We start from the raw sequence: 22,736 nt of genomic DNA on the forward strand, positions 1-22,736 counted from the left end.
GCACGCCGTTATCATCCGGGCCGACGGCGAGGCGTCATCCTGCCGTCAAGCCAACGCGTTATCGTGGCACAAGCATGCCGCCCACTGACAACCCGCCCCGGGCACAAGCCGGGCACCCGCGTCGGACAACAAGATGAAAATCGCCCTGCCCCCGTTCATTCACGACTCGGCACGACGCCTGACCCCCAACCGCTGGGACGCGATCGCCTTCCCGCTGATCCTGTGCCTGATCGCGATCGGCAGCACCGAGTACCACCAGACCATGGCGCCGCTGTCCGCGCTGAAGGCCGAGCCGATCTCGCTCGACCCGGCGCGGCTGCCCGAGTACGCGATGCGCACCACGCTGCGCATGCTGGCGGCGATGATCGCCTCGCTCGCGTTCACGCTGGTCTACGCCACCCTGGCCGCCAAGAGCCGCCGCGCCGAGAAGGTGCTGGTGCCGATGCTCGACATCCTGCAATCGGTGCCGGTGCTCGGTTACATCTCGTTCACGGTGACGTTTTTCCTGGCGCTGTTCCCCGGCCAGGTGCTCGGCGCCGAATGCGCGGCGATCTTCGCGATCTTCACCAGCCAGGCGTGGAACATGGCGTTCAGCTTCTACCAGTCGCTGAAGACCACCCCGCACGACCTGAACGAGGTGTCGCGCAGCTTCCACCTGACCCCCTGGCAGAAATTCTGGAAGCTCGAGGTGCCGTTCGCGCTGCCCGGGCTGATCTGGAACATGATGATGAGCATGTCCGGTGGCTGGTTCTTCGTGGTCGCGACCGAGGCGATCACCGTCGGCAACAACACCATCACGCTGCCCGGCATGGGCGCCTACCTCGCGCAGGCGATCGCCGAACAGAACCTCGCCGCGATCGCCTGGCTGATCGTCGGCATGACGCTGGTGATCCTCGCCTACGACCAGTTGCTGTTCCGCCCCTTGGTCGCCTGGGCCGACAAGTTCCGGCTCGAGGACACTGCCTCGCAGTCGGAGCCGCAATCCTGGCTCTTGGACCTGATCCGCCGCACCCGGCTGCTGCAGCAGCTGCTGGCACCACTGAGCGCACTCGTGCTGGCGGTGACCCGCCACCCGCTGCGTCTGCAGCAGCGCACGCTGGCGCTGCCGTTCGCACCCAAGGTCAACACCGGCCGGGTCGACTGGCTATGGAACGCACTGGTCGTGGCCGGCACCGGCTACCTGCTGTGGCGGGTGGGCAGCTTTGCCAGCACCACGGTGACGCTCGCCGAAGTCGGCCACGTACTCGGCCTGGGGCTGATCACCATGTTGCGCGTGCTGCTGACGGTGCTGCTCGCCTCGGTGATCTGGGTACCGCTCGGGGTGCTGATCGGGCTGCGCCCGAAGTTGGCCGAAAAGATCCAGCCGCTGGCGCAGTTTCTCGCCGCCTTCCCGGCCAACCTGCTGTTCCCGATCTTCGTGCTCGGCATCGTCCGCTTCGACGCCAACCCGGACCTGTGGCTGAGTCCGCTGATCGTGCTCGGCACGCAGTGGTACATCCTGTTCAACGTGATCGCCGGCACCACCGCCTTCCCGAACGACTTTCGCGAGGTGGCGGCCAACTTCCACATCCGCGGCTGGCAGTGGTGGAAGAAGGTGATGCTGCCGGGCATCTTCCCCTACTACATCACCGGCGCGATCACCGCGTCGGGCGGCGCCTGGAACGCCAGCATCGTCTCCGAGGCGGTATCCTGGGGTAAGACCCACGTCAGCGCGCACGGTCTGGGCGCCTATATCGCCCAGACCACCGCCGCCGCCGACTTTCCGCACATCATCCTCGGTATCACCGTGATGTCGCTGTTCGTGGTGCTGTTCAACCGGCTGTTATGGCGCCCGATGTACGCCTACGCCGAAAACCGCCTGCGCCTGCACTGAGATAAAGGAATCTGGCCATCATGATCAACCATCGCGAAATCCTGTCTGTCCGGGACGTACGCTGCGGCTTCAACAAGGCGCAGGAAGAACTCTTGGTGCTCGACGGCGTCAACCTGGCCCTGCACCAGGGCGAGATCGTCGGCCTGTTGGGCCGCTCCGGCTCGGGCAAATCGACGCTCTTGCGCATCATCGCCGGGCTGATCCGCCCGACCGGTGGCAAGGTCGACTACTGCAGCGCGCCGGTCGACGGCCCGGCCAAGGGCGTCGCGATGGTGTTCCAGACCTTCGCGCTGTTCCCGTGGCTGACCGTGCTGGAAAACGTCGAGGCCGGCCTGGAGGCACTCGGCGTCAACGCCGAAGAGCGCCGTCGCCGTGCGCTCGCCGCGATCGACCTGATCGGTCTGGACGGCTTCGAAAACGCCTACCCGCGCGAGCTGTCCGGCGGGATGCGCCAGCGGGTCGGCTTCGCCCGCGCGCTGGTGGTCGACCCGACGCTGCTGTTGATGGACGAGCCGTTCTCGGCGCTCGACGTGTTGACCGCCGAGACGCTGCGCACCGACCTGCTGGACCTGTGGAACGACGGCAAGCTGCCGATCGAGTCGGTGTTGATCGTCACCCACAATATCGAGGAGGCGGTGTTCATGTGCGACCGCATCCTGGTGCTGTCGTCCAACCCGGGCCGGGTGATCGCCGAGATCAAGGTGCCGTTCGCCCACCCGCGCAACCGCCTCGACCCGGCGTTCCGCCAGTTGGTCGACGACATCTACGCGCGGATGACCACCCGCCCGGTGCCGACCGCGGTGACCAAGCCGTCGCTGGAGGAAGGCAGCCACCTCCCGCCGGTGTCGACCAACCTGATGGCGGGTCTGGCCGAAACGCTGTTGGCCGAACCGTACAAGGGCAAGGCCGACCTGCCGGAAATCGCCCGCACCCTGCACCTGGAGGTCGACGACCTGTTCCCGGTGGCGGAGATCCTCCACCACCTGCAGTTTGCCGACATGAGCGAGGGCGACATCACCCTGACCCCGGCCGGCCGCGCCTTTGCCGAGTACGACACCCAGGAGCGCAAGCAGCTGTTCGCCGAGCACCTGCTCAGGCAGGTGCCGCTAGCGCGGCTGATCCACGACACGCTGCTGCAGAACGAGGGCCAGAGCGTGCCGCGCGACGTGTTCGAGGACCGCTTGGAAAAGTACCTGAGCGAAATCGACGAGGAAGAAACCCTCGACACGGTGATCAGCTGGGGCCGCTACGCCGAGATCTTCTCGTACAATGACCAGAGCGAGATGTTCAGCCTGGAAGACATCGGCTCCTGAGCTGCACCACACCAGCCAACGCCGCCGCACCCGCCCGGGCCGGCGGCGTTTCACCTCTGCAAGCACAGTCCCCCAAGAGACGCCCAAAAATCCAGCGTAGCGATCCCGGCTAGGCGCCCGGCCGCAGACAGTACAAGTAGTACGGCAAGGCCGGGCAACAACGCCGGGAGGGTTTTGGGGCGTCGCTAGCCGCGCGCCAGCAGCCGCGCGCCGACGTACAGCAGCGGCACGCCGAGCAGCATCGCCGGTGCCGGCCAGTCGCCGAACAGCAGCGCCCCGCCGGCCAGGCCGCTGAGCATGATCACGTAGCCGAGCTGGCTGAGAAACACCGGGCTGGACAGTTTCTGCAGCTGGAAGTACAGCAGGCTGGCCAGCACCGACAGCCCCACCTGCACGGCCAGCCAGCCCATCCCGGCCTGCGGCACCGCGAGTCCCCCGTTCACCAGCAGCCACGGCAGCAGCGTCAGCGCGCCGGCCAGCAGCTGGCTGCCCGCCAGCATCGCGTTGTCGATGCCCTGCGGCAGGTAGCGCTTTCTGAGCAGATTGCACAGCGCCAGCAGCAGCGGCGAACCCAGCGCCACCAGCAGCCAGCCGAACTCGGCCGGCGCGGCCAGCCGCAGCCGTGGTGCCAACACCAGCGCCGCCCCGGCCATGCCGAACGCGACCGCCAGCGCCCGGCGCGCGCTCAGTTTCTCCCAGCCGATCGCCAGCGCCATCAGCCAGGTGAACAGCGTCGGCAGGGTGTAGAGCAGCGACGCGTAGCCGGTGCCCAAGTGTGGGATCGCCAGATAGGTCAGGCAGTTGGGCAGCAGGCTGATGCCGCCCATCAGCACGCTGTAGCGCGTCAGCTCGATGCCCCGGCCCGGCGGCAGCCGGCCGAGCGTGAAGAGCAGCGAGCCCGCGACCAGCGAGGACCAGAACGCGTAACCGAGCGGCGCGATGCCGGCGGAGGTGCCGAGCTTGGCGACCGGCAGGCCGATGCCTAGCAGGCTGCCGGTGCCGAGCAACAGCGCCAGCGGGCTCTGGCCGGCACGGGCCAGCCAGGGGGTGCGGGACAGGACGAGGGATGACATGGCGCGACTCCTATTCAGATGACGCGACCAGTATCGGATGCCGCAGCATCCGGAATAAGCCGGGCGGCGGAAGAACGCCCCTTCCGCCACGGCAACAATCACGGCAGGGTCAGGCCGGCCAGGAAGTCGATGAAGACGGCGGCCTTCGGCGCCACCGCGCGGTTGGACGGCAGCAGAGCGAACAGCTTCAGGCCCTTCGGCGCCCAGTCGGGCAGCACCTCGAGCAGGCGGCCGTCGGCGAGCAGGTCCTGCACCACCAGCGTCGGCGTCAAGGTCAGGCCGATGCCGTCGAGCAGGCTGGAGCGCAGCAGCATGCTGCTGTTCACCGACAGCCGGCCGCGCACCGGCACGCTGATCGACTCGGCGCCGCGCCGGAACGACCACTCGGCGTAGCTGCCGCTCAAGGTGTGGATCAGCGCGTGGTGCTGGCCGAGGTCGCTCGGGTGCTCGAGCGGCCCGGCGCCGGCGAGATAGCTGGGGCTCGCCACCAGCGCCCGGCCGAGCGGCCCGATGGTGCGCGCCACCAGACGCGAATCGGGCAGGCCGCTGCTGATCCTGAGCGCCAGGTCGAAGCCGTCCTCGACCAGGTCGACATGGTGGTCGCTGAGCACTAGGTCGAGCGCCACCTCCGGGTAGGCGCGCAGGAACGCCGGCAGGTGCTGCTGCAGGAACAGCTGGCCGAACGCGATCGGCACCGCCACGCGCAGCCGGCCGCGCGGCGTGTCGCCGAGCGCCTGCAGCGCCTGTTCGGCCAACTCCAGCTCGTCGAGCGCCTTGACGCAGTGGCGGTAGTAGAGCCGGCCGGCCTCGGTCAGGCTGAGTCGGCGGGTGGAGCGCTGCAAGAGCCGCACGCCGAGCGCGCCTTCCAGCGCGCTGATCTGCTTGCTGGCCGCGCCGGAGCTGAGCTCCAGCCGCTCGGCGGCGCGGCTGAAGCTGCCCTGCTCGGCGATCAGCCGGAACAGGCGCAGGGTGGCGAGGCTGTCGAGCGGGCGGCGCTGGGTCATGGGCAGGCTCCGGTTAGCAAGGCGTCATTATGACAGACCCCACGAATCGGCCCGGCCAAAGCGACTGCCCATGCCCGCCTTTCCCAGCCCCGGCACGGCCAACCCGACCACATCCGCGACACGATGATCCCGGCCTTCCTGCATTGCAAGCGGCCGTTGACGGTGGCCGGTGGATCGCCGCGATGATGCTGTCAGCGCGCCACTCGCGTAAAATTAACGGAATCCCGTACTCTCGGCCGCCGTCGTGGCCGCTCGCCCAAGGAGGCAAGATGGAATCCCGCCTGGTCGAACTCGAAACCAAAGTCGCGCTGCAGGACGACCTGCTCGACGCGCTGAACCTGACCGTCGCCCGCCAGCAGCAGCAGATCGACCTGCTGCAGCAGCAGCTGCGCGTGCTCTACCAGCAGTTCCGCAACAGCCAGCCGGACGACCCGAGCAGCGGCGGCTCGCTGCGCGATGAAATCCCGCCGCATTACTGATCGGCGCCCTGCTCGTGTCTACGGAAGCCACCCATGACCCTGACCGCCCCGCTCGCCTTCGCCCATGAACTCGCGCCGCTGTTGGCGGACAAGACCTGGGCGATCGGCGGCAGCACGCTGCTGCACCGCCTGGGCCTCGAGGCCGCGCCGCGCGACCTCGATCTCGTCACCACCGCGGCCGACTTTGCCGCCGTGCGCCAGGCCTTGGCCGAACACGGCCGCGACGTCACGCCCGAACCGCCCCCGGACTACGCCACCCGCTATTTCGCCCGCTTCGAGACCGACAGCGGCCTGACCGTCGACCTGATCGCCGAACTGGCGATTCGCCTGGAACGCGGCGTGTTCCTCTGGCCGTTCGACGCCGACGCGATCGAGTTGGCCGATGAGCTGCCGTGGTGCAGCGCCGAGGACTGGGCGCTGCTGTATCGGCTGATCGGGCGCGACGAGCGCGCCGCGGCGCTGGATGCCTGGTTGGCCGAACACGGCGTCGCCCGCCCCGACCGGCTGGCCGACTGCCTGACCGCCGGCTACCCGGAAGACCGGCTGCAACCGCTGCCTGAATGGTGGCCGTGGGACGAATAACCCCCCCTGCCACATGACGAAGGGCCTCCGAGGAGGCCCTTCGTTTATTCCTGCCGCGGCGCGTTAGCCTAGCCGGCCGCGCCAAGCGCCCGATCAGGCCGCCTGCGGCTGCGGCGTCGCGGCGGCCGGCTTGCGCGTCATCTTGCCCGACATCAGGCTGGCGCCGACGATCAGCGCACCGCCGAGCCATTCGTTGGCCTTCATCACCTCGCCGGCCAGCAGGTACGCCGACACCGCGGCGAACACCAGCTCCATCAGCATCAAGGTCATCGCCTGCGTCACCGGCAGGATCGTCAGGCCGTACTGCGAGATCACGCTGGTGGCGAGCAGCGATGCGGCCATCGCCACGATCAGCACCCAGGCTATCGCCGGCATCGTGGCGACTTCGCCGAGCTGGCCGCGGCTGACCAGCGCGACGAAGCCCATGCCGGCGACGCCGAACCAGATGCACGCGCTCTTCGCCGCCACCGGCAACGCGCGGGCCTTGCGCGACAGCACGTTGCCGAACGCGAACGTCAGCCCCCCGGACAGCGCCAGCCACTCGTAGCCGTGCGACAGCGGCGCGTCGTGGCCGATCGCTCCCGGCTTGTAGAGGATCACCACGCAGCCGAGCAAGGACAGCGCCACCACGCCCCAGCCGGTGCGGGTCAGCCGCTCCTTCAACATCACCCAGGAGAAGAACACCGTCCACAACGGCGACAGGTAGAACAGCAGCAGCACCCGCATCACCTCGCCCTCGGTGACCGACCAGGTATAGCTGAAGTTGCACCAGCCGAACGCCAGCGTCAGCGGGATCAGCACCGGCATGAAACGGAACTCGCGGCGGAATACCTTGAAGAACAGCGTCAGCCCGGCCGCGGCGGCGAACAGGTACACCAGCATCGAGGTGGCGAAGTTGCTGACGCCCATCTCGTGCATCGCGCGGAACGGGTACCAGATGAAGCCCCACACCATCGCGCTGGTCAGCACGCACAGCATCGCAAAGAGTTTATGTTTTACAGGAGACATCTCAGTTTCTTACTATTGAAGTTTTGCGACCGCGACCCGCCCCCGCGACTCACTCGGAGCCCCGTGCTGTGAACCCGCATCTGACCCAACTGCAGCCCTACCCGTTCGAGCGGCTGCGCGCCCTGTTGGCCGGCGTCACGCCGCCGGCGGACTTGAAACCGATCGCGCTGCAGATCGGCGAACCGAAACACGCCACCCCGACGGTGGTGACCGAGGCGCTGACCGGCTCGCTGGCCGGCTTGGCCGCGTATCCTAGCACGCTCGGCAGCGCCGAACTGCGCGCCGCCTGTGCGCACTGGCTCGAGCGCCGCTACGGCGTATCGGCCGACCCGGACACGGAAATCCTGCCGGTGAACGGCTCGCGCGAGGCGCTGTTCGCGTTCACCCAGGCGCTGATCGACCCGAGCCGTGGCGGCGAAGCGCCGCTGGTGATCTCGCCGAACCCGTTCTATCAGATCTACGAGGGCGCGGCCTTGCTCGCCGGCGCCGAGCCGTACTACGTCAACTGCCTGGCCGAGAACCGCTTCCAGCCCGACTGGGCGGCGGTGCCGGACAGCGTCTGGCGGCGCACCCAGCTGGTGTTCGTCTGCAGCCCGGGCAACCCGACCGGCGCGGTGATGTCGCTAGCCGACTGGCGCGCGCTGTTCGCGCTGTCGGACCAGTACGGCTTCACCATCGCCTCGGACGAGTGCTATTCGGAGATCCACTTCGGCCAGGCGCCGCTGGGGGGGCTCGAGGCGGCGGCCAAGCTCGGCCGCGGCTTCGAGCGCCTGGTGATGTTCACCAGCCTGTCGAAGCGCTCCAACGTGCCCGGCCTGCGTTCCGGCTTCGTCGCCGGCGACGCCGCGCTGTTGAAACAGTTTCTGCTATACCGCACCTACCACGGCTGCGCGATGAACCCGGTGGTGCAGGCAGCCAGCGCCGCCGCCTGGCGCGACGAGGCGCACGTCGAGGACAACCGCCGCCAGTACGCCGAGAAGTTCGCCGCGGTGATGCCGATCCTGGCGCCGGTGCTCGACTTCGCCGCGCCGGACGCGTCGTTCTACCTGTGGGCCCGCGTGCCCGGCGGCGACGACCAGGCGTTCGCGCGCCGCGCCTTCGCCGAGGCGAATGTGACGGTGTTGCCCGGCAGCTTCCTCGCCCGCGACGCGCACGGCGTCAACCCGGGCGCGGGCTATGTGCGCCTGGCGCTGGTCGCGCCGCTCGCCGACTGCGTCGAAGCGGCCAAACGGCTCGCCGCACTGCGGTAGAATAGCGTCCGACAATCCATCAAGACCCGATCAATCTAATCTCATACAAGGACACCACCATGCATCAGTACCAGAGCCTGATCGAGACCGCGTTCGAACAACGCGCCGACATCACCCCGGCCACCGTTTCGGCCGAGATCAAGACCGCCGTCGACAGCGTGATCGCCGAACTCGACGCCGGCCGCCTGCGCGTCGCCGAGAAGATCGCCGGCGAATGGGTCACCCACCAGTGGCTGAAGAAGGCCGTGCTGCTGTCGTTCCGCATCCGCGACAACGCGGTCGCCAACGACGGCGTGTCGCGCTACTTCGACAAGGTCGACACCAAGTTCGCCGACTGGAGCCAGGAACAGTTCCAGGCCGCCGGCTTCCGCGTGGTGCCGGGCGCGGTGGCGCGCAAGGGTTCGTTCGTTGCCAAGAACACCGTGCTGATGCCGTCGTACGTCAACATCGGCGCGTATGTCGATGAAGGCACCATGGTCGACACCTGGGCGACCGTCGGCAGCTGCGCGCAGATCGGCAAGAATGTGCACCTGTCCGGCGGCGTCGGCATCGGCGGCGTGCTCGAGCCGCTACAGGCCAACCCGACCATCATCGAAGACAACTGCTTCATCGGCGCCCGTTCGGAAGTCGTCGAAGGCGTGATCGTCGAAGAAGGCTCGGTGATCTCGATGGGCGTCTACATCGGCCAGTCGACCAAGATCTACGACCGCGAAACCGGCGAAGTCAGCTACGGCCGCATCCCGGCCGGTTCGGTAGTGGTATCGGGCAACCTGCCGTCGGCCGACGGCAAGTACAGCCTGTACTGCGCGGTGATCGTCAAGAAAGTCGACGCCAAGACCCGCGCCAAGACCAGCATCAACGAGCTGCTGCGCGGCATCTGACCCCGTCCGCCTCGTTCGACCCAGCACGCCCGCCACCGCGCGGGCGTTTTTTATGGCAAGGTTGGCCGAAGCCTAGACCGGAGCGTTGCCATGCACGATGACTACACGCTGATCCCCGCCCCGCCCGGCGTCGACGACTACCGCCGCTTGCGCGTCGCCGCCGGCCTGTCGCCCAAGAGTGCCGAGGCGGCCGTACGCGGCCTGCCGGCCACACTGTTCGGCGTGCGCATCGAACGGCAGGGCCGGGTGGTCGGCATGGGCCGGGTGATCGGCGACGGCGGCTGCTTCTACCAGCTGGTCGACATCGCGGGCGACCCGGCACACCAGGGCCGGGGCCTCGGCAAGCGCATCGTCGCCGCGCTGGTCGACTGGCTGCACGCCAATGCCCCCGAGAGCGCCTATGTCAGCCTGATCGCCGACGGCCCGGCGCACGCGCTCTACGCGCAATACGGCTTCGTGCCGACCGCGCCGGCGTCGATCGGCATGGCGCTGAAACGCTGAGCGGAGCCCACCCAAACTAGACCGAACGGTCGATCTTAAACGCCAACTTTGTTACCCTACGTTACAATAACGCTACAATGCCAAGCCATCGTCATTTGGCGTGCCTGCCCCGGAAACGATAAACTATAGCCAGCGGGCAGCCGATAGCAGGCTCCCGCCACCTTTTTCCACTGCGATAGGCCAAAGTGTCCCACGACCCGTACATCGAACTCAGGAACGTCAGCTTCGGCTACGGCGAGCGGCTGATCCTGAGCAACATCAACCTGAGCGTGCCGCGCGGCGCGCTGGTCGCCATCATGGGCGGCAGCGGCAGCGGCAAGACCACGCTCTTGCGACTGATTTCCGGCCAGGTGCGCCCGAAATCGGGCGAGGTGTGGGTGGACGGCAAGAACGTCGTCACGATGACCACCCGCGAGCTGTACGCGCACCGCCGCAAGATGGGCATGCTGTTCCAGTTCGGCGCGCTGTTCACCGACCTCTCGGTGGCCGACAACGTCGCGTTTCCGCTACGCGAGCACACCAAGCTGCCCGAGGCGATGATCCGCGACCTGGTGACGCTGAAACTGTCGGCGGTCGGCCTCAGGGGCACCCAGACGCTGATGCCGGCCGAGCTGTCCGGCGGCATGGCGCGCCGCGTCGCGCTGGCGCGGGCGATCGCGCTCGACCCGGAGCTGATGCTGTACGACGAACCGTTCACCGGCCTCGACCCGATCTCGCTCGGCGTAATCGCGCACCTGATCAAGCGCCTGAATCAGGCGCTCGACACCACTGCGGTGATGGTGACGCACGACGTGCACAAGTCGCTCGATCTCGTCGACTACGTCTACTTCGTCGCGCACGGCGAGATCGCCGCCGAAGGCACCCCCGAGGCGGTGCGCAACAGCGATTCGCCGTGGCTGCACCAGTTCGTCCACGGCAACCCGGAAGGCCCGGTGCACTTTGCCTACCCGGCCGGCTCCAGCCTGGCCGACGACCTCGGCGCGGGAGCCCGATGAATGCTTGAGACCCTTGCTTCCCCGTTTCGCAAACTCGGCCAGCTGACGATCGACGCGATCTGGCGGCTCGGCTTCGCCAGCCGCTTCCTGGTGGCGATCGTGATGAACTCCGGCCAGAGCCTGCTGCGCCTGCAGATGACCATCCGCGAGGTGTACTTCGCCGGCGTGCTGTCGCTGATCATCATCAGCGTGTCCGGCCTGTTCGTCGGCATGGTGCTCGGCCTGCAGGGCTACACCACGTTGTCGCGCTTCGGCTCGGCCGACGCCTTGGGTGCCTTGGTCGCGCTGTCGCTGCTGCGCGAGCTCGGCCCGGTGCTGGCGGCGCTGCTGTTCGCCAGCCGCTCGGGCTCGGCGATGACCGCCGAGATCGGCCTGATGAAGGCGACCGAGCAGCTCGACGCGATGAGCGTGATGGCGGTCAACCCGATCGCCCGGGTGGTCGCGCCGCGCTTCTGGGCCGGGGTCGTGTCGATGCCGGTGCTCGCCGCGCTGTTCAACGTGATGGGCATCTTCGGCGGCTACCTGGTCGGCGTGGTGATGATCGGCCTCGATTCCGGCACCTTCTGGTCACAGATGCAGGCCAACGTCGACCTGCACTCCGACGTGATCAACGGCCTGATCAAGAGCCTGGTGTTCGGCGTCGCCGTGACGCTGATCGCCGTGTTCGAGGGCTACGACGCCACCCCGACCGCGGCCGGCGTCTCGTCGGCCACCACCCGCACCGTGGTAACGTCGGCGCTGGTGATTCTGGCGCTCGACTTCGTGCTCACCGCCTTCATGTTCTAGGAACCGTCTGAATGAAACGCTCCACCATCGACCTGTGGGTCGGCCTCTTCGTCGCCATCGGCATCGCCGCCGTGGTCTTCCTGTCGCTGAAGGTCGCCAACCTGACGCCGCAAAGCAGCGAGCAGACCTACTCGGTTTCGGCCAACTTCGACAATATCGGCGGCCTGAAGGTGAAAGCGCCGGTCAAGTCTGCCGGCGTGCTGGTCGGCCGGGTCAGCGCGATCCAGCTCGACCCCAAGACCTACCAGGCCAAGGTAGTCCTCGCCATCAACAAGCAGTACCAGTTCAGCCGCGACGTCAGCGCCGAGATCCTCACCGCCGGCCTGCTCGGCGAGCAGTACATCGGCCTGACCGAAGGCGGCGACCCGGACCCGCTGCAGCCGGGCGACAAGATCACGCTGACCTCATCGGCGCTGGTGCTGGAACAGCTGATCGGCAAGTTCATGACCGGCGTTGCCGAGAAGGGCGACAACGGATCGGCGGGCAAGACGCCGGCCCAGCCCTGAGCCACCGATCATTCAACGAGTAAAACCGCGCGATTGCCCTGTAAACCCTATTGGACTGACTGAACGATGATGATGAAACGACTCCTCTCCTCCCTCTGTGCGCTGATGCTGCTCGTCAGCAGCAGCGCCTTTGCCGCCAGCGATTCGCCGGTGGAAACCATCCGCGACGGCGCCCGCCAGGTGCTCGACCTGCTCCAGCAGGACAACGGCAAGAACACCCGCCAGATCCGCCAGCAGGTCGAAGCGCTGGCCATACCACAGTTCGACTTTCAGCGCATGACCGCGCTGGCGGTCGGCCGCGGCTGGCGCAGCGCCACCCCGGAGCAGCAACAGGTGCTGGCGCAGGAATTCCAGACCCTGCTGGTACGCATCTACACTACGACGATGACCCGCTACAAGGGCACCCAGGTCGACGTGAAGCCGAACCCGATCCTCGCCAACAACGGCCGCGAGGCGACGGTGAAGTCGGAAGTGACCTTGCCAAACCGCAGCGACAAGAAGCCGGTGAGCATCGACTACACCCTGTACAAGACCACACAGGGTTGGAAGATCTATAACGTCAGCGTCGAGGGCGCGAGCCTGGTGACGGTATACCGCAACCAGTTCAACGACGAGATCAACAAGAACGGCGTCGACGGCCTGATCAAGCTGTTGAAGGACAAGAACGCCGCGGTCACGGCCAAAGGCAACGCCTGATGCTGCAGGTCACCGCCGCCGGACAGGCCGCGCTCGACGGCGCGCTGACGATGGATAGCGCCGGCGCGCTGGCCGCACCGCTGGCCGAGCTGGCCAGCCAAGCCCCGCTGACGCTCGACCTGTCGCGCGTCGCCGATGCCGATTCGGCGGCGCTGGCGCTACTGCTGCAGGCGCGCCGCGCCGCCGAGGCGGCCGGCCACCAACTGACCGTCACCGGTTGGCCGAACGGCCTGCTCGGCCTGCTCGAACTGTACGCGCTCGACGAGCTGTTCCCCCCACCCGCCGGAGCCCGCGCATGAACAGCCCGATCCGCACGCTGACCGCCGCGACCGCCCTGCTGCTCGCCGGCTGTGCCACCGGCCACCCGAGCAATCCGCAGGACCCGTACGAGTCGTACAACCGCGCGATGTACTCGTTCAACGACCACCTCGACCGCGCCGTGCTCAAGCCGGCAGCGCAAGGCTACCGCTTCATCACCCCGCAGCCGGTCCGTACCGGGATCAGCAACTTCTTCGATAACTTCCGCGACGTCTACAGCGCCGCTAACAACCTGCTGCGCGGCCACGTCGAAGACACGCTGAACGACATCATGCGCGTGGCGCTGAACAGCACCTTCGGCCTCGGCGGCCTGCTCGATATCGCCGATCCGGCCGGCCTGAAGAACAACAAGACCTCGCTCGGCGACACCTTCGCCAGCTGGGGCTGGAAGAACAGCAACTATTTCGTGATGCCGTTCTTCGGCCCATCGACGGTGCGCGACGGCACCGGCACGGTCGGCATGCTGGCGGTGCGCGGCCCGGAACACCTGGTCTATCAGAACGTCGAGGGCGGCCCGTACATCTTCTGGGGCGTCTACGGCGTCAGCGCCCGCGAGAAACTGCTCGACCTCGACGAGACGCTCAACGTGGCCGCCGTCGACCGCTACAGCTACATCCGCGACGGCTTCATGCAGTTGCGTGCCAAGCAGATCGGCGTGGCGCCGCCGAAGGTCGGCGACGACGTCAACGACATGAACATCGACGAACTGGTCGCGCCAACCGGCGGCAACGGTGCTTCGGCGCCGGCCGGCGAAGTCGCCAAACCGGCGGCCGCTTCCGCGCCGGTAGGCAGTGTCGCTCCGGCCAAGCCAGCCGCATCGGCCCCGGCCTCCCAGGCGGTGCCGGCTCGCTGAGCCGCGTCCTCGCCGCTGCCGACCAGCCGCCCTCCGGGGCGGCTTTTTGCTGGGCACTTGCCCCCCCTTCCGCCCCGTCCGGCCTATCACCCTACGACAATGAAAAAAGCCGCCTCCCGAAGTTATTCCCCCCAACTAGGGATACATAGTTAGGCTCAAAAATTAGCAATTTCCCCGAACACCCCTCACGCAGGGGGGTTTTTTTTAACACATACGAATAGAATCTATACCCTTTTTCTTCATCGTATGTATTCGATGAAGAAAACTATGAATGGGCAAGAGCGGGCGGAAGATAACTTCAGAGCGTTCTGGCTGAACAGTTAAGGAGCCAAGCTCATGTTTGTCACCGTCAAAGCACGGGTGTATACCGATGCGACCGGGGTCTACACCGAGATACCCGCGCTGCTCACTCCTTCCGGAATCCTAGAGCCACTCTTAGACTATTTTCTGGCACGCACTCACGACCGCAGTCTGACCTGGATGGGCAAGGTCGCCCGCTCGGTGCGGATGTTCCTTGAATACCTGCAGAGCAATCCGGCTGAGTCTGTGACGTATTGCCTGTTCCAGAACTTCGCACAGCGGCTCTATACCGGAACCTTCGATCGCGAAACTGGGCTTGATCCTAGTGGTCTGTGCTGGCCGATCCGTTCCGCACAAGACGCTCAACACATCGTTACCCATCTCACCGACTTCTTCGACTGGCTCAGCGAACTGCGCCCAGCCGCAGCGAAACTCAATCCCCGTTATGCTGGCGGAGCCTATGACCGCATGACCGATGAGGCCGCCTATCAGTATCGGAGAAACCGAGCATTCCTAGGTTACGCCTGGGCGGCCAACGCCACTCCGACAGCACAGGGGCATCGCTTGAGGGCGCTACGCCTGCCGAGGGTCGAAAAGGGAGAGCCGCCAGCCTTTCCAGAGGAACGGTTCATGGAGCTTTTGTTCAAGGGCTTCAAGGTCGACGGTCGTTACGACTATCGCAATATGCTCATTACTCTGCTGCTTCATGGAGCAGGCTTCCGGGAATCAGAGCCTTTCCACCTGTATATCTGCGACGTGTTCCCCGATCCCGGCAGTGACAACAAGGCGATGGTGCTGATTCATCATCCGACCTATGGGGCAGCCCCTGAGGATTGGCGCGATGCATTGGGCAGGCCGAAGAAGGGTAACCGGGCCAATTACCTTGCCGAACAATACGGCCTGGTGCCTCGCACGGAATTGATGGATAGCAAGGGGGCTGGTTGGAAAGGCGGGATGCATGACGCCGCCTACTACAAGCGGGCTTATTGGTTCCAGCCTGAATATGGCGAACTCTTTCTGCAACTGTGGTACCGCTACCTCGAACAAGTGGCCTACATCGACCGCACGCATCCGTTCGCCTTCATCAATCTGCGGCGAGAACCGATTGGTGCACAGTACAGCCTGGCGCAATACAACAAGGCCCATGCGGCAGCGTGCAGGCGTATCGGACTGACGGTGGGCAAGGCGTTCGGGACCACGCCGCATGGTCACCGCCACGCCTACGGAAGGCGACTGAAATATGCCGGCATCGACAAGATACTAATCCGCCGCTTCATGCACCACGCCTCCCTGGAGAGCCAGGAGGTCTACACCCAAGCAAGCATGCAAGAAGCGCTGGTCGAGCTTCAAGCCGGCGCAGAGCGCCTGCGTCAGGTGGCCGGTAACGCAGCTATACGAGAGTTCCTTACGCAGGGAGTTCTTGAATTGAATGAGTAAGGAAAAATAAGTGTGATAAAAAAATCATTGAAAGCTTTACCTGAACGCTCTGAGCGGCAGGCAGGTAAAATCATGGGAGTGACACGGAATACTGACATTATGCTCGGTTGGGTCGCTCGTGAATATCCGCAGCTTGAAGCTTGGCGTGTCTTTGCCGTGGAGTGGTTAAAAGGCGAAACCAAGGGGATTGGTGACAAACTCCAAGCGCTGGCATTATTTTTTGAAAAATATATTATTAAACAGTCGATTACCAATGATCCAGCAGTATTTCTTGCACGTGGCACCACCCTACCAGACTTCTACCGTACAGCCTGTCCGGATTCGGGAGGAGGCATAAGGTGGAATAACCACATCCATATTTTCCTGAACTTCATATTGCTTCGTCATTTCAGCATTTTTTCCGATTTCGGCGATGCTGTAGTCTCTCCGGCTTACCACAACCCAGTTGCCCGCCGTTCAAAAAGCAGCCTACCGAAGCTTGATGAGAGTGTCCACTCGCCACTTCCGTATGGTTACGTCGACGAGTTGCGCCTGCTACTGGTATCAGGTCCGCATTTCAGCGATTGGCGGTGGGCTCAGAGTGTCCTGGGAACGGAAATTGGACGATCCGGGCATACTGCTCCAGATTGGTTTCCTGTTACAGAGGCTCAGATTGACCGAGACGACCCAGACTGTGTGTGGCGTGAGCGTCCGACAACAAATGGAGTTCGACTGGAGATGTGGAGCCCGGTGCGTTGGGTGGCATTACTGATGAAGCTCATTATTCCGCTGCGCACTTTTCAAGTACGCATGCTCGACTCAGGTGAGGCGGATATACCCTACCTACCATCAAGCGCGACGATCTCTTTCATTGTTCTCAGAAAGTAAAGGCGCCAGTGTCTCCATTGGCGCCCTGAAGCTATGTATTGCGATGTATCTCTACATATTTTGGGGAAGTGCTCAAACCCCCTATCTATCTTGATGTTGGAATCACGCCATCAAAAACCATGTTCGATTTAGGTATAAGAAGTGTCGAAAGCGGCTTTTGCCACAACGTTGGCCGAACCGTCAGCCTTGTGCCTTGGCCGCCGGCGCCAGGGTCGGAGCGGTGGACGGAACACCGCTCGGCTGCTTGTCGGCCTCGGCCTGTGACCAACCGCCGCCGAGCGCCTTGTACAGCGACACCGCCGCGTTCAGACGAGCCTGGCGTGCATTGATCACGCTGAGCTCCGACGCATAGACGTTGCGCTCGGCGTCCAGCACCTCGAGGTAGCTCGAGTAGCCGTTGTCATAGCGCAGCTGCGCCAGCCGCTGTGTCTCGCGCAACGCGCGCAGCTGATCGGCCTGACCGGCCTCGCTCTTGGTCGTGCCGTCGAGCGCTGACAGCGCGTCCAACGTGTCGCGGAACGCGTTCTGTACCGCCAGCTGGTACGACGCCAGCGCCTGTTTCTGGCGGGCATTGGCGGCGTCGACGCCGTAGCCGGTCGCACCGAAGTTGAAGATCGGACCGGCCAGATCGCCGGCGAAGCTCCAGGTCCTGGCCGGACCGCGGAACAGGCCCGACAGCGACAGGCTCTGCGAGCCGATCATCCCGGTCAGGCTGATGCTCGGGAAATACGCCGCGCGGGCCACACCAATCTCGGCGTTCGCGGCCACCAGCTGCTGCTCGGCGGCCGCCACATCCGGGCGGCGGGTCAGCAGTTCGGACGGCAAGCCGCCCGGCACCACCGGTGGGATCGCTAGTGCCTTGAGCGTCTGGCCGCGCGGCATCGGGCTGAGCAGCTCGCGCGGCGAACGGCCGGTCAACACCGACAGCGCGTGCTCGGTCTGCTCGACCGACTGGCGAATCTGCGGCACGGCGGCGCGTGACGACGCCTCTTCCGACTCGGCCTGGTGCAGGTCGAGCGCCGAGATCAGGCCGCCCTGGAAGCGTTTCTGCTGCAGGCGCAGCGATTCCTGGCGCGAGCTCAGCGTCTGCTCGGTGACCTTCAGCTGCGCATCGAGCGCACGCAGCTGAAAGTAGGTATTGGCCACCTGCGACGCCAGCGACAGTTCGACCGCGTCGCGGTTGTAGCGGCTGGCCAGGAAGGCGGCGCGGGCCGCCTCGTTGCTGCGGCGCAGCTTGCCCCACAGGTCGAGCTCCCACGACAGCACACCGTTGACCGTACGCACGTCGGCCACCAGCGGCGTGCCCGGCGCGGTGGTTTCGGCCGAGGTCCGGCGGCGGATGTAGTTGGCGTTGTAGTCGAGGCTAGGCAGCAGCGCGGCGCGGGCGATGCCGGCCTGGGCCGCGGCTTCGTCGACGCGCGCGGCCGCCGCGGCGAGGTCCTGGTTGTAGCTCAGCGCCGCCGCGACCAGCTCTTCGAGCACCGGGTCGTTGAAGCGTTTCCACCAGCCGGCCTCGACCGCGGCCGCGCTGCCGGGCTGGCCGTTCTGCGCCGCCCAGTTGTCCGGCATGTCGAACTTCGGCCGGCTGTAATCGGGGCCGACCGCGCAGCCCGCCAGGGCCAGCGCGACCAGCGCGGGGAGCAATTGCTTAGTCATGCGTGGCCTCTCCTTCTTTCGCCAGCGCCGGGATCTCAGGCTTGGCCGGCTTGCCGCGTTGCGACCATTGCATGATCAACAGGAAGAACGCGGGGATGAAGAACACCGCGATGAAGGTCGCCGCCAGCATCCCGCCGATCACGCCGGTACCGACCGAGTGGCGGCTGGCCGCGCCGGCGCCGCTGGAAATCGCCAGCGGGACGCAACCGAGCACGAAGGCGAGCGAGGTCATCACGATCGGCCGGAAGCGCAGCTTGGCCGCTTCCAGCGCCGCGTCGAACAGCGACATCCCTTCTTCCATCTTCAGCACGGCGAATTCCACGATCAGGATCGCGTTCTTCGACGCGAGACCGATCAGCGTCACCAGCGCCACCTGGAAGTACACGTCGTTGGCGAGGCCGCGCAGCCAGTTGGCGGTCAGCGCGCCGAACACCGCGAACGGCACGGCCATCAGCACCGCGATCGGCAGCGTCCAGCGTTCGTACTGCGCCGCCAGGATCAGGAACACCATGATCATGCCGAAGCCGAACACCGTCGCGGACGAGCCACTGGTCGACTTTTCCTGGAACGCCGAACCGCTCCACGCCAGCGAGTAGTCGCTGCTGAGCGTGTCCTGCGCCACTTCTTCCATCGCCTTGATCGCCTCGCCCGAGCTGTGGCCCGGCGAGGGGTTACCGACCACCTTGGCCGCCGGGAAGATGTTGAAGCGCTCCAGGATTTCCGGGCCGGTGCTCTGCTCCACCGTCACCAGCGCCGACAGCGGAATCATGCTGCCCGACGCCGAGCGGGTGTAGACGTTGCGGATGTCCTCGACCTTGGCACGGAAGTCGGCCTCAGACTGCAGCTGCACCTTGAAGGTACGGCCGAACTTGTTGAAGTCGTTCACGTACAGCGAACCGAAGGTGCTCTGCATCGTACTGAACACGTCGGTGATCGCCACACCGAGCGCCTTGGCCTTGTCGCGGTCGAGCTTGATGTACACCTGCGGCACGTTGGCCGAGAAGGTGGTCTGCACACCCGCCAGCTCCGGACGCTTGGCGGCCGCGGCGACCAGTTTCTTGGTCATCGCCTCCATGTCCTTGGTGGTGCCGGTGCCGCGGCTTTGCACATAGGCTTCGAAACCGCCGGTGTTCGACATCCCCGAGATCGGCGGCGGGTTGAACGCCAGCACCAGGCCGTCGCGGATCGCCATGCCCTGCTTGAACACCTGGCCGACCAGCGACAAGGCCTGCTCGTTCGGCGCCTTGCGCTCGTCCCACGGCTTCAGCGTGATGAAACTCACGCCCCCGTTGGTCTTGTTAGACCCCGACAGGATGTCGAAGCCCGAGAACGACAGCACGTGCGCCACCGCCGAGTTCGGCCGGGTGATCTGGTCGAGCTGCTGCATCGCCGCGCCGGTGCGGCTCATCGACGCACCGTCCGGCAAGAACATCGCCGCGATGATGTAGCCCTGGTCCTCATCCGGCGCCAGCGAGCCCGGCACCGCGCGGAACAGGCCGATGGCCAGCACGATCACGCCGGCAAACAGCAAGAGCGCCAGCAAGATGCGCTTGAGCAGGAAACGCACGCCGTTGGTGTAGCCCCGGGTCATCCGGTCGAAGAAGGCGTTGAACTTGTCGAACAGCGGGTGCTCGTGTTGATGCTCGGCCTTCAGGATCAGCGCGCACAAGGCCGGGGTCAGCGTCAGCGCGACCAGGCCCGAGATCGTCACCGACATCGCGATGGTGATCGCGAACTGCTTGTACATCTGTCCGGCGATACCGCCGAGGAACGCCACCGGGATAAACACCGAGCACAGCACCAGCACGATCGCCACCACCGGCCCGGACACTTCTTCCATCGCCTTGAACGACGCCTGCACCGGCGACAGCTTCTCGGTGCTCATCAGGCGCTCGACGTTCTCCAGTACCACGATCGCGTCGTCGACCACGATACCGATCGCCAGCACCATGCCGAACAGCGTCAGCGTGTTGATCGAGAAGCCCAGCGCGTACATCCCGGCGAAGGTGCCGATGATCGACACCGGCACCGCCAAACAAGGAATCAGCGTCGCGCGCCAGTTCTGCAGGAAGATGAACACCACCAGGAACACCAGCACCATCGCCTCGCCCAGCGTCTTCACCACCTCGTGGATCGACACCTTCACGAACTCGGTCGTGTCGTACGGGATCGAGTACTTCAGGTCGCTTGGGAAGTTCTGCGACAAGCGCGTCATCGTCGCCTGCACCGCGTCGGCGGTGGCGAGCTGGTTGGCGCCCGGCGACAGGAAGATACCGATCGGGATGGTCGGCTGGCCGTCGTAGGTGCCGCGGAAGTCGTAGTTCAACGCCCCCAGCTCCACCCGCGCCACGTCCTTCAGCCGCAGCTTCGAGCCGTCCGGGTTGGAACGCAGGATGATGTTCTCGAACTCGGCCGGGTCGGTCAGGCGGCCCTTGGTCGTCACCGTGTAGGTGAAGTCGACCGGCTTGTCGGTCGGCTCGGCACCGACCCGACCGGCGGCGAACTGCGCGTTCTGCTCGTTGATCGCGTTGGCGACGTCGGTGGTGGTCAACTTCATCTGCGCCAGCTTGTCCGGGCGCAACCAGATCCGCATCGAGTAGTCCTGCGCGGCGAAGTTGATCACGTCGCCGACACCCGGGATCCGCTTGAGCTCGTCGATCACGTTGAGCAACGCGTAGTTACTCATGTACAGCGTGTCGTAACTCTTGTTCGGCGAGTAGAGCGCGATCACCTGCAGGAAGGCGGAGGACTTCTTCCGCACCGTCACGCCCTGACGACGCACCGCCTCCGGCAGCGCCGCCAGCGCCGACTGCACCTTGTTGTTGACGTTGATCGTCGCCTGGTCGGGGTTGGTGCCGATCTTGAAGGTCACCGTGATCGTCAGCGCCCCCGAGCTGGAGCTGGACGACTGGACGTAGAGCATGTCGTCCACGCCGTTGATCGCCTGCTCGAGCGGCGCCGCCACGGTGGCGGCGATCACTTCGGCCGACGCGCCCGGATAGCTCGTTGCCACCGCCACCGTCGGCGGTACGATCTGCGGAAACTGCTCGACCGGCAGCGCCTTGATCGCCGCCAGGCCCGCCAGCACGATGATGATCGAGATCACCGAGGCGAAGATCGGCCTGCGAATGAAGAAAGCAGAAAACATCGTGTCTGTCTCCCGCTATCAGTGCGCGGCCGGTGCCGGGGCGGCGGCATTCGCCGTCTCCAGCTTGGCCGCTTCCGGTTTCACCACCGCACCCGGGCGCAGCTTGATCAGGTTATCGATCACCACCCGGTCACCCGCCTTCAGGCCCTTGTCGACGATCACATTGTGGCCGACCTCGTCGGCGGTCTCGATCGGCGTCGGCGTCGCCTTGTTGTCCTGGCCGACCACCCAGACCATCTTGCCCTGTTGCGAGCTGAACACCGCCTTCTGCGGCACCTGCAGCGCATTGGTGCGGACCACGCCGTCGATCACCACACGCACGAACTGGCCCGGCAGGATCTGCCCCTTGGTGTTCGGGAACAGCGCCCGCGAGCTCACCGTGCCGGTCGCGGTGTCGATCAGGTTGTCGGTGAAGTTGAGCGAACCGGTCTGGCTGTATTCACTGCCGTCTGACAGCTTCAGACGCACGCTCAGCTTATTCGGCGATACCAGCTTCAGCTGGCCGCTCTGCTGGAGCTTGCGCACCCGCAGCATGTCGTTGTCGGACACGCTGAAGTTGACGTAGATCGGGTCGAGCTGCGAGATGGTGGTCAACAGGCTGCCTTCGTTGGTCACGGAGATCAGGCTGCCCTCGGACACCGCTTCCTTGCTGGTCATGCCGGTGATCGGCGCGGTGACGCGGGTGTAGCCGAGGTTGATCTTGGCGTTCTGCAGCGTGGCGCGCGCCGCGGCGACCGAGGCCAGCGCCGACTGGTACGACGCCACCGCGTCGTCGCGGTCTTTCTGGCTGACCGCGTTTTCCTTGAACAGCGGCAGCACGCGGTCGTAGTTCTGCTTGGCGTTGACCAGCTTCGCCTCCTCGACGCCGAGCGACGCCTTGGCATTGTCGTAGGCGGCCTGGTACGGTGCCGGGTCGATCTGGAACAGCAGGTCGTTTTCCTTGACGCGCTGGCCCTCGGTATACACCCGCTTGAGCAGGATGCCGCCGACCCGGGCACGCACCTGGATCTGGCGATAGCCGTTGGCCTGGCCGACGAATTCGTAGTTGACCGGCACATTCTGCGACTGGACGGTGACCACGCTGACCGGCACCGGTGGCTGCTGCACCTTGGGGGCCGACTTGCCGCAAGCGGCTAGCGCGGCGGTCACCGCCAGCGCCAGGCCCAGTCGGCCGAAACGGCGGTTAAAATGGGGTACGGAGTTCACCACT

At 65.5% G+C, this 22,736-nt stretch carries 21 protein-coding genes; 15 read left to right on the plus strand and 6 right to left on the minus strand.

The window, feature by feature from the left end; genetic code table 11:
- The first annotated feature begins 133 nt into the window (after nt 1–133).
- The gene (locus tag ACZ2IA_RS17710; RefSeq protein WP_470293916.1) at nt 134–1,873 is read left to right on the plus strand and encodes an ABC transporter permease; all 1,740 of its coding nucleotides are present in this window, start codon (nt 134–136) and stop codon (nt 1,871–1,873) included.
- Between the two features lie 20 nt (nt 1,874–1,893).
- A complete protein-coding gene (locus tag ACZ2IA_RS17715; RefSeq protein WP_470293917.1) occupies nt 1,894–3,186 on the plus strand; it encodes an ABC transporter ATP-binding protein in 1,293 nt (430 codons plus the stop codon).
- 185 nt (nt 3,187–3,371) lie between these two features.
- On the opposite strand, the gene ACZ2IA_RS17720 is transcribed toward ACZ2IA_RS17715, so the two are convergent.
- Complete coding sequence (locus ACZ2IA_RS17720) at nt 3,372–4,259, minus strand: DMT family transporter (protein ID WP_470293918.1); 888 nt, start codon at nt 4,257–4,259, stop codon at nt 3,372–3,374.
- A gap of 98 nt (nt 4,260–4,357) precedes the next feature.
- Nucleotides 4,358–5,263: a LysR family transcriptional regulator gene (locus ACZ2IA_RS17725; RefSeq protein WP_470293919.1), complete on the minus strand. Its 906-nt coding sequence runs from the start codon at nt 5,261–5,263 to the stop codon at nt 4,358–4,360.
- A gap of 269 nt (nt 5,264–5,532) precedes the next feature.
- On the opposite strand from ACZ2IA_RS17725, the gene ACZ2IA_RS17730 reads away from it, so the two are divergent.
- Nucleotides 5,533–5,742, plus strand: a complete 210-nt coding sequence (locus ACZ2IA_RS17730) for a SlyX family protein (RefSeq protein ID WP_470293920.1) — start codon at nt 5,533–5,535, stop codon at nt 5,740–5,742.
- Nucleotides 5,743–5,775: 33 nt separating this feature from the next.
- The gene (locus ACZ2IA_RS17735) at nt 5,776–6,324 is read left to right on the plus strand and encodes a hypothetical protein (protein ID WP_470293921.1); all 549 of its coding nucleotides are present in this window, start codon (nt 5,776–5,778) and stop codon (nt 6,322–6,324) included.
- Between the two features lie 93 nt (nt 6,325–6,417).
- Here the strand turns inward: ACZ2IA_RS17735 and ACZ2IA_RS17740 are convergent, their stop codons facing one another.
- Complete coding sequence (locus ACZ2IA_RS17740; protein ID WP_470293922.1) at nt 6,418–7,332, minus strand: DMT family transporter; 915 nt, start codon at nt 7,330–7,332, stop codon at nt 6,418–6,420.
- Between the two features lie 68 nt (nt 7,333–7,400).
- On the opposite strand from ACZ2IA_RS17740, the gene dapC reads away from it, so the two are divergent.
- The 11 genes from dapC to ACZ2IA_RS17795 all read left to right on the plus strand — a co-directional run bounded on the left by dapC (nt 7,401) and on the right by ACZ2IA_RS17795 (nt 16,722).
- A complete protein-coding gene (gene dapC / locus ACZ2IA_RS17745; RefSeq protein WP_470293923.1) occupies nt 7,401–8,582 on the plus strand; it encodes a succinyldiaminopimelate transaminase in 1,182 nt (393 codons plus the stop codon).
- A 59-nt stretch (nt 8,583–8,641) separates the two neighbouring features.
- The gene (dapD, locus tag ACZ2IA_RS17750; protein ID WP_470293924.1) at nt 8,642–9,463 is read left to right on the plus strand and encodes a 2,3,4,5-tetrahydropyridine-2,6-dicarboxylate N-succinyltransferase; all 822 of its coding nucleotides are present in this window, start codon (nt 8,642–8,644) and stop codon (nt 9,461–9,463) included.
- 90 nt (nt 9,464–9,553) lie between these two features.
- Entirely contained in the window at nt 9,554–9,964 is a 411-nt protein-coding gene (locus tag ACZ2IA_RS17755) for a GNAT family N-acetyltransferase (protein ID WP_470293925.1), read from the plus strand.
- A 185-nt stretch (nt 9,965–10,149) separates the two neighbouring features.
- Nucleotides 10,150–10,959 (plus strand): ABC transporter ATP-binding protein, encoded by an 810-nt coding sequence (locus ACZ2IA_RS17760; RefSeq protein WP_470293926.1) that lies wholly within the window; start codon nt 10,150–10,152, stop codon nt 10,957–10,959.
- Complete coding sequence (mlaE, locus tag ACZ2IA_RS17765) at nt 10,960–11,745, plus strand: lipid asymmetry maintenance ABC transporter permease subunit MlaE (RefSeq protein ID WP_470293927.1); 786 nt, start codon at nt 10,960–10,962, stop codon at nt 11,743–11,745.
- 11 nt (nt 11,746–11,756) lie between these two features.
- The gene (mlaD, locus tag ACZ2IA_RS17770; protein WP_470293928.1) at nt 11,757–12,251 is read left to right on the plus strand and encodes an outer membrane lipid asymmetry maintenance protein MlaD; all 495 of its coding nucleotides are present in this window, start codon (nt 11,757–11,759) and stop codon (nt 12,249–12,251) included.
- 72 nt (nt 12,252–12,323) lie between these two features.
- A complete protein-coding gene (locus ACZ2IA_RS17775) occupies nt 12,324–12,947 on the plus strand; it encodes an MlaC/ttg2D family ABC transporter substrate-binding protein (protein WP_470293929.1) in 624 nt (207 codons plus the stop codon).
- A complete protein-coding gene (locus ACZ2IA_RS17780; protein WP_470293930.1) occupies nt 12,947–13,246 on the plus strand; it encodes an STAS domain-containing protein in 300 nt (99 codons plus the stop codon). Before ACZ2IA_RS17775 ends, ACZ2IA_RS17780 begins: the two co-directional genes overlap by 1 nt.
- The gene (locus ACZ2IA_RS17785) at nt 13,243–14,118 is read left to right on the plus strand and encodes an MlaA family lipoprotein (protein WP_470293931.1); all 876 of its coding nucleotides are present in this window, start codon (nt 13,243–13,245) and stop codon (nt 14,116–14,118) included. The genes ACZ2IA_RS17780 and ACZ2IA_RS17785 overlap by 4 nt, the downstream gene beginning before the upstream one ends.
- Nucleotides 14,119–14,454: 336 nt before the next feature.
- The gene (gmtY, locus tag ACZ2IA_RS17790; protein ID WP_470293932.1) at nt 14,455–15,855 is read left to right on the plus strand and encodes a gamma-mobile-trio recombinase GmtY; all 1,401 of its coding nucleotides are present in this window, start codon (nt 14,455–14,457) and stop codon (nt 15,853–15,855) included.
- Nucleotides 15,856–15,867: 12 nt separating this feature from the next.
- The gene (locus ACZ2IA_RS17795; RefSeq protein WP_470293933.1) at nt 15,868–16,722 is read left to right on the plus strand and encodes a VPA1269 family protein; all 855 of its coding nucleotides are present in this window, start codon (nt 15,868–15,870) and stop codon (nt 16,720–16,722) included.
- Nucleotides 16,723–16,902: 180 nt separating this feature from the next.
- On the opposite strand, the gene ACZ2IA_RS17800 is transcribed toward ACZ2IA_RS17795, so the two are convergent.
- From ACZ2IA_RS17800 to ACZ2IA_RS17810, 3 genes are read right to left on the minus strand one after another with little or no spacing between them, the layout of a single operon-like run.
- Complete coding sequence (locus ACZ2IA_RS17800) at nt 16,903–18,378, minus strand: efflux transporter outer membrane subunit (protein WP_470293934.1); 1,476 nt, start codon at nt 18,376–18,378, stop codon at nt 16,903–16,905.
- Entirely contained in the window at nt 18,371–21,526 is a 3,156-nt protein-coding gene (locus tag ACZ2IA_RS17805) for an efflux RND transporter permease subunit (protein WP_470293935.1), read from the minus strand. Before ACZ2IA_RS17805 ends, ACZ2IA_RS17800 begins: the two co-directional genes overlap by 8 nt.
- Nucleotides 21,527–21,544: 18 nt before the next feature.
- Nucleotides 21,545–22,732: an efflux RND transporter periplasmic adaptor subunit gene (locus ACZ2IA_RS17810; RefSeq protein ID WP_470293936.1), complete on the minus strand. Its 1,188-nt coding sequence runs from the start codon at nt 22,730–22,732 to the stop codon at nt 21,545–21,547.
- Nucleotides 22,733–22,736 lie beyond the last annotated feature (4 nt).

The organism is Crenobacter sp. CS_VA4, from assembly GCF_055597485.1.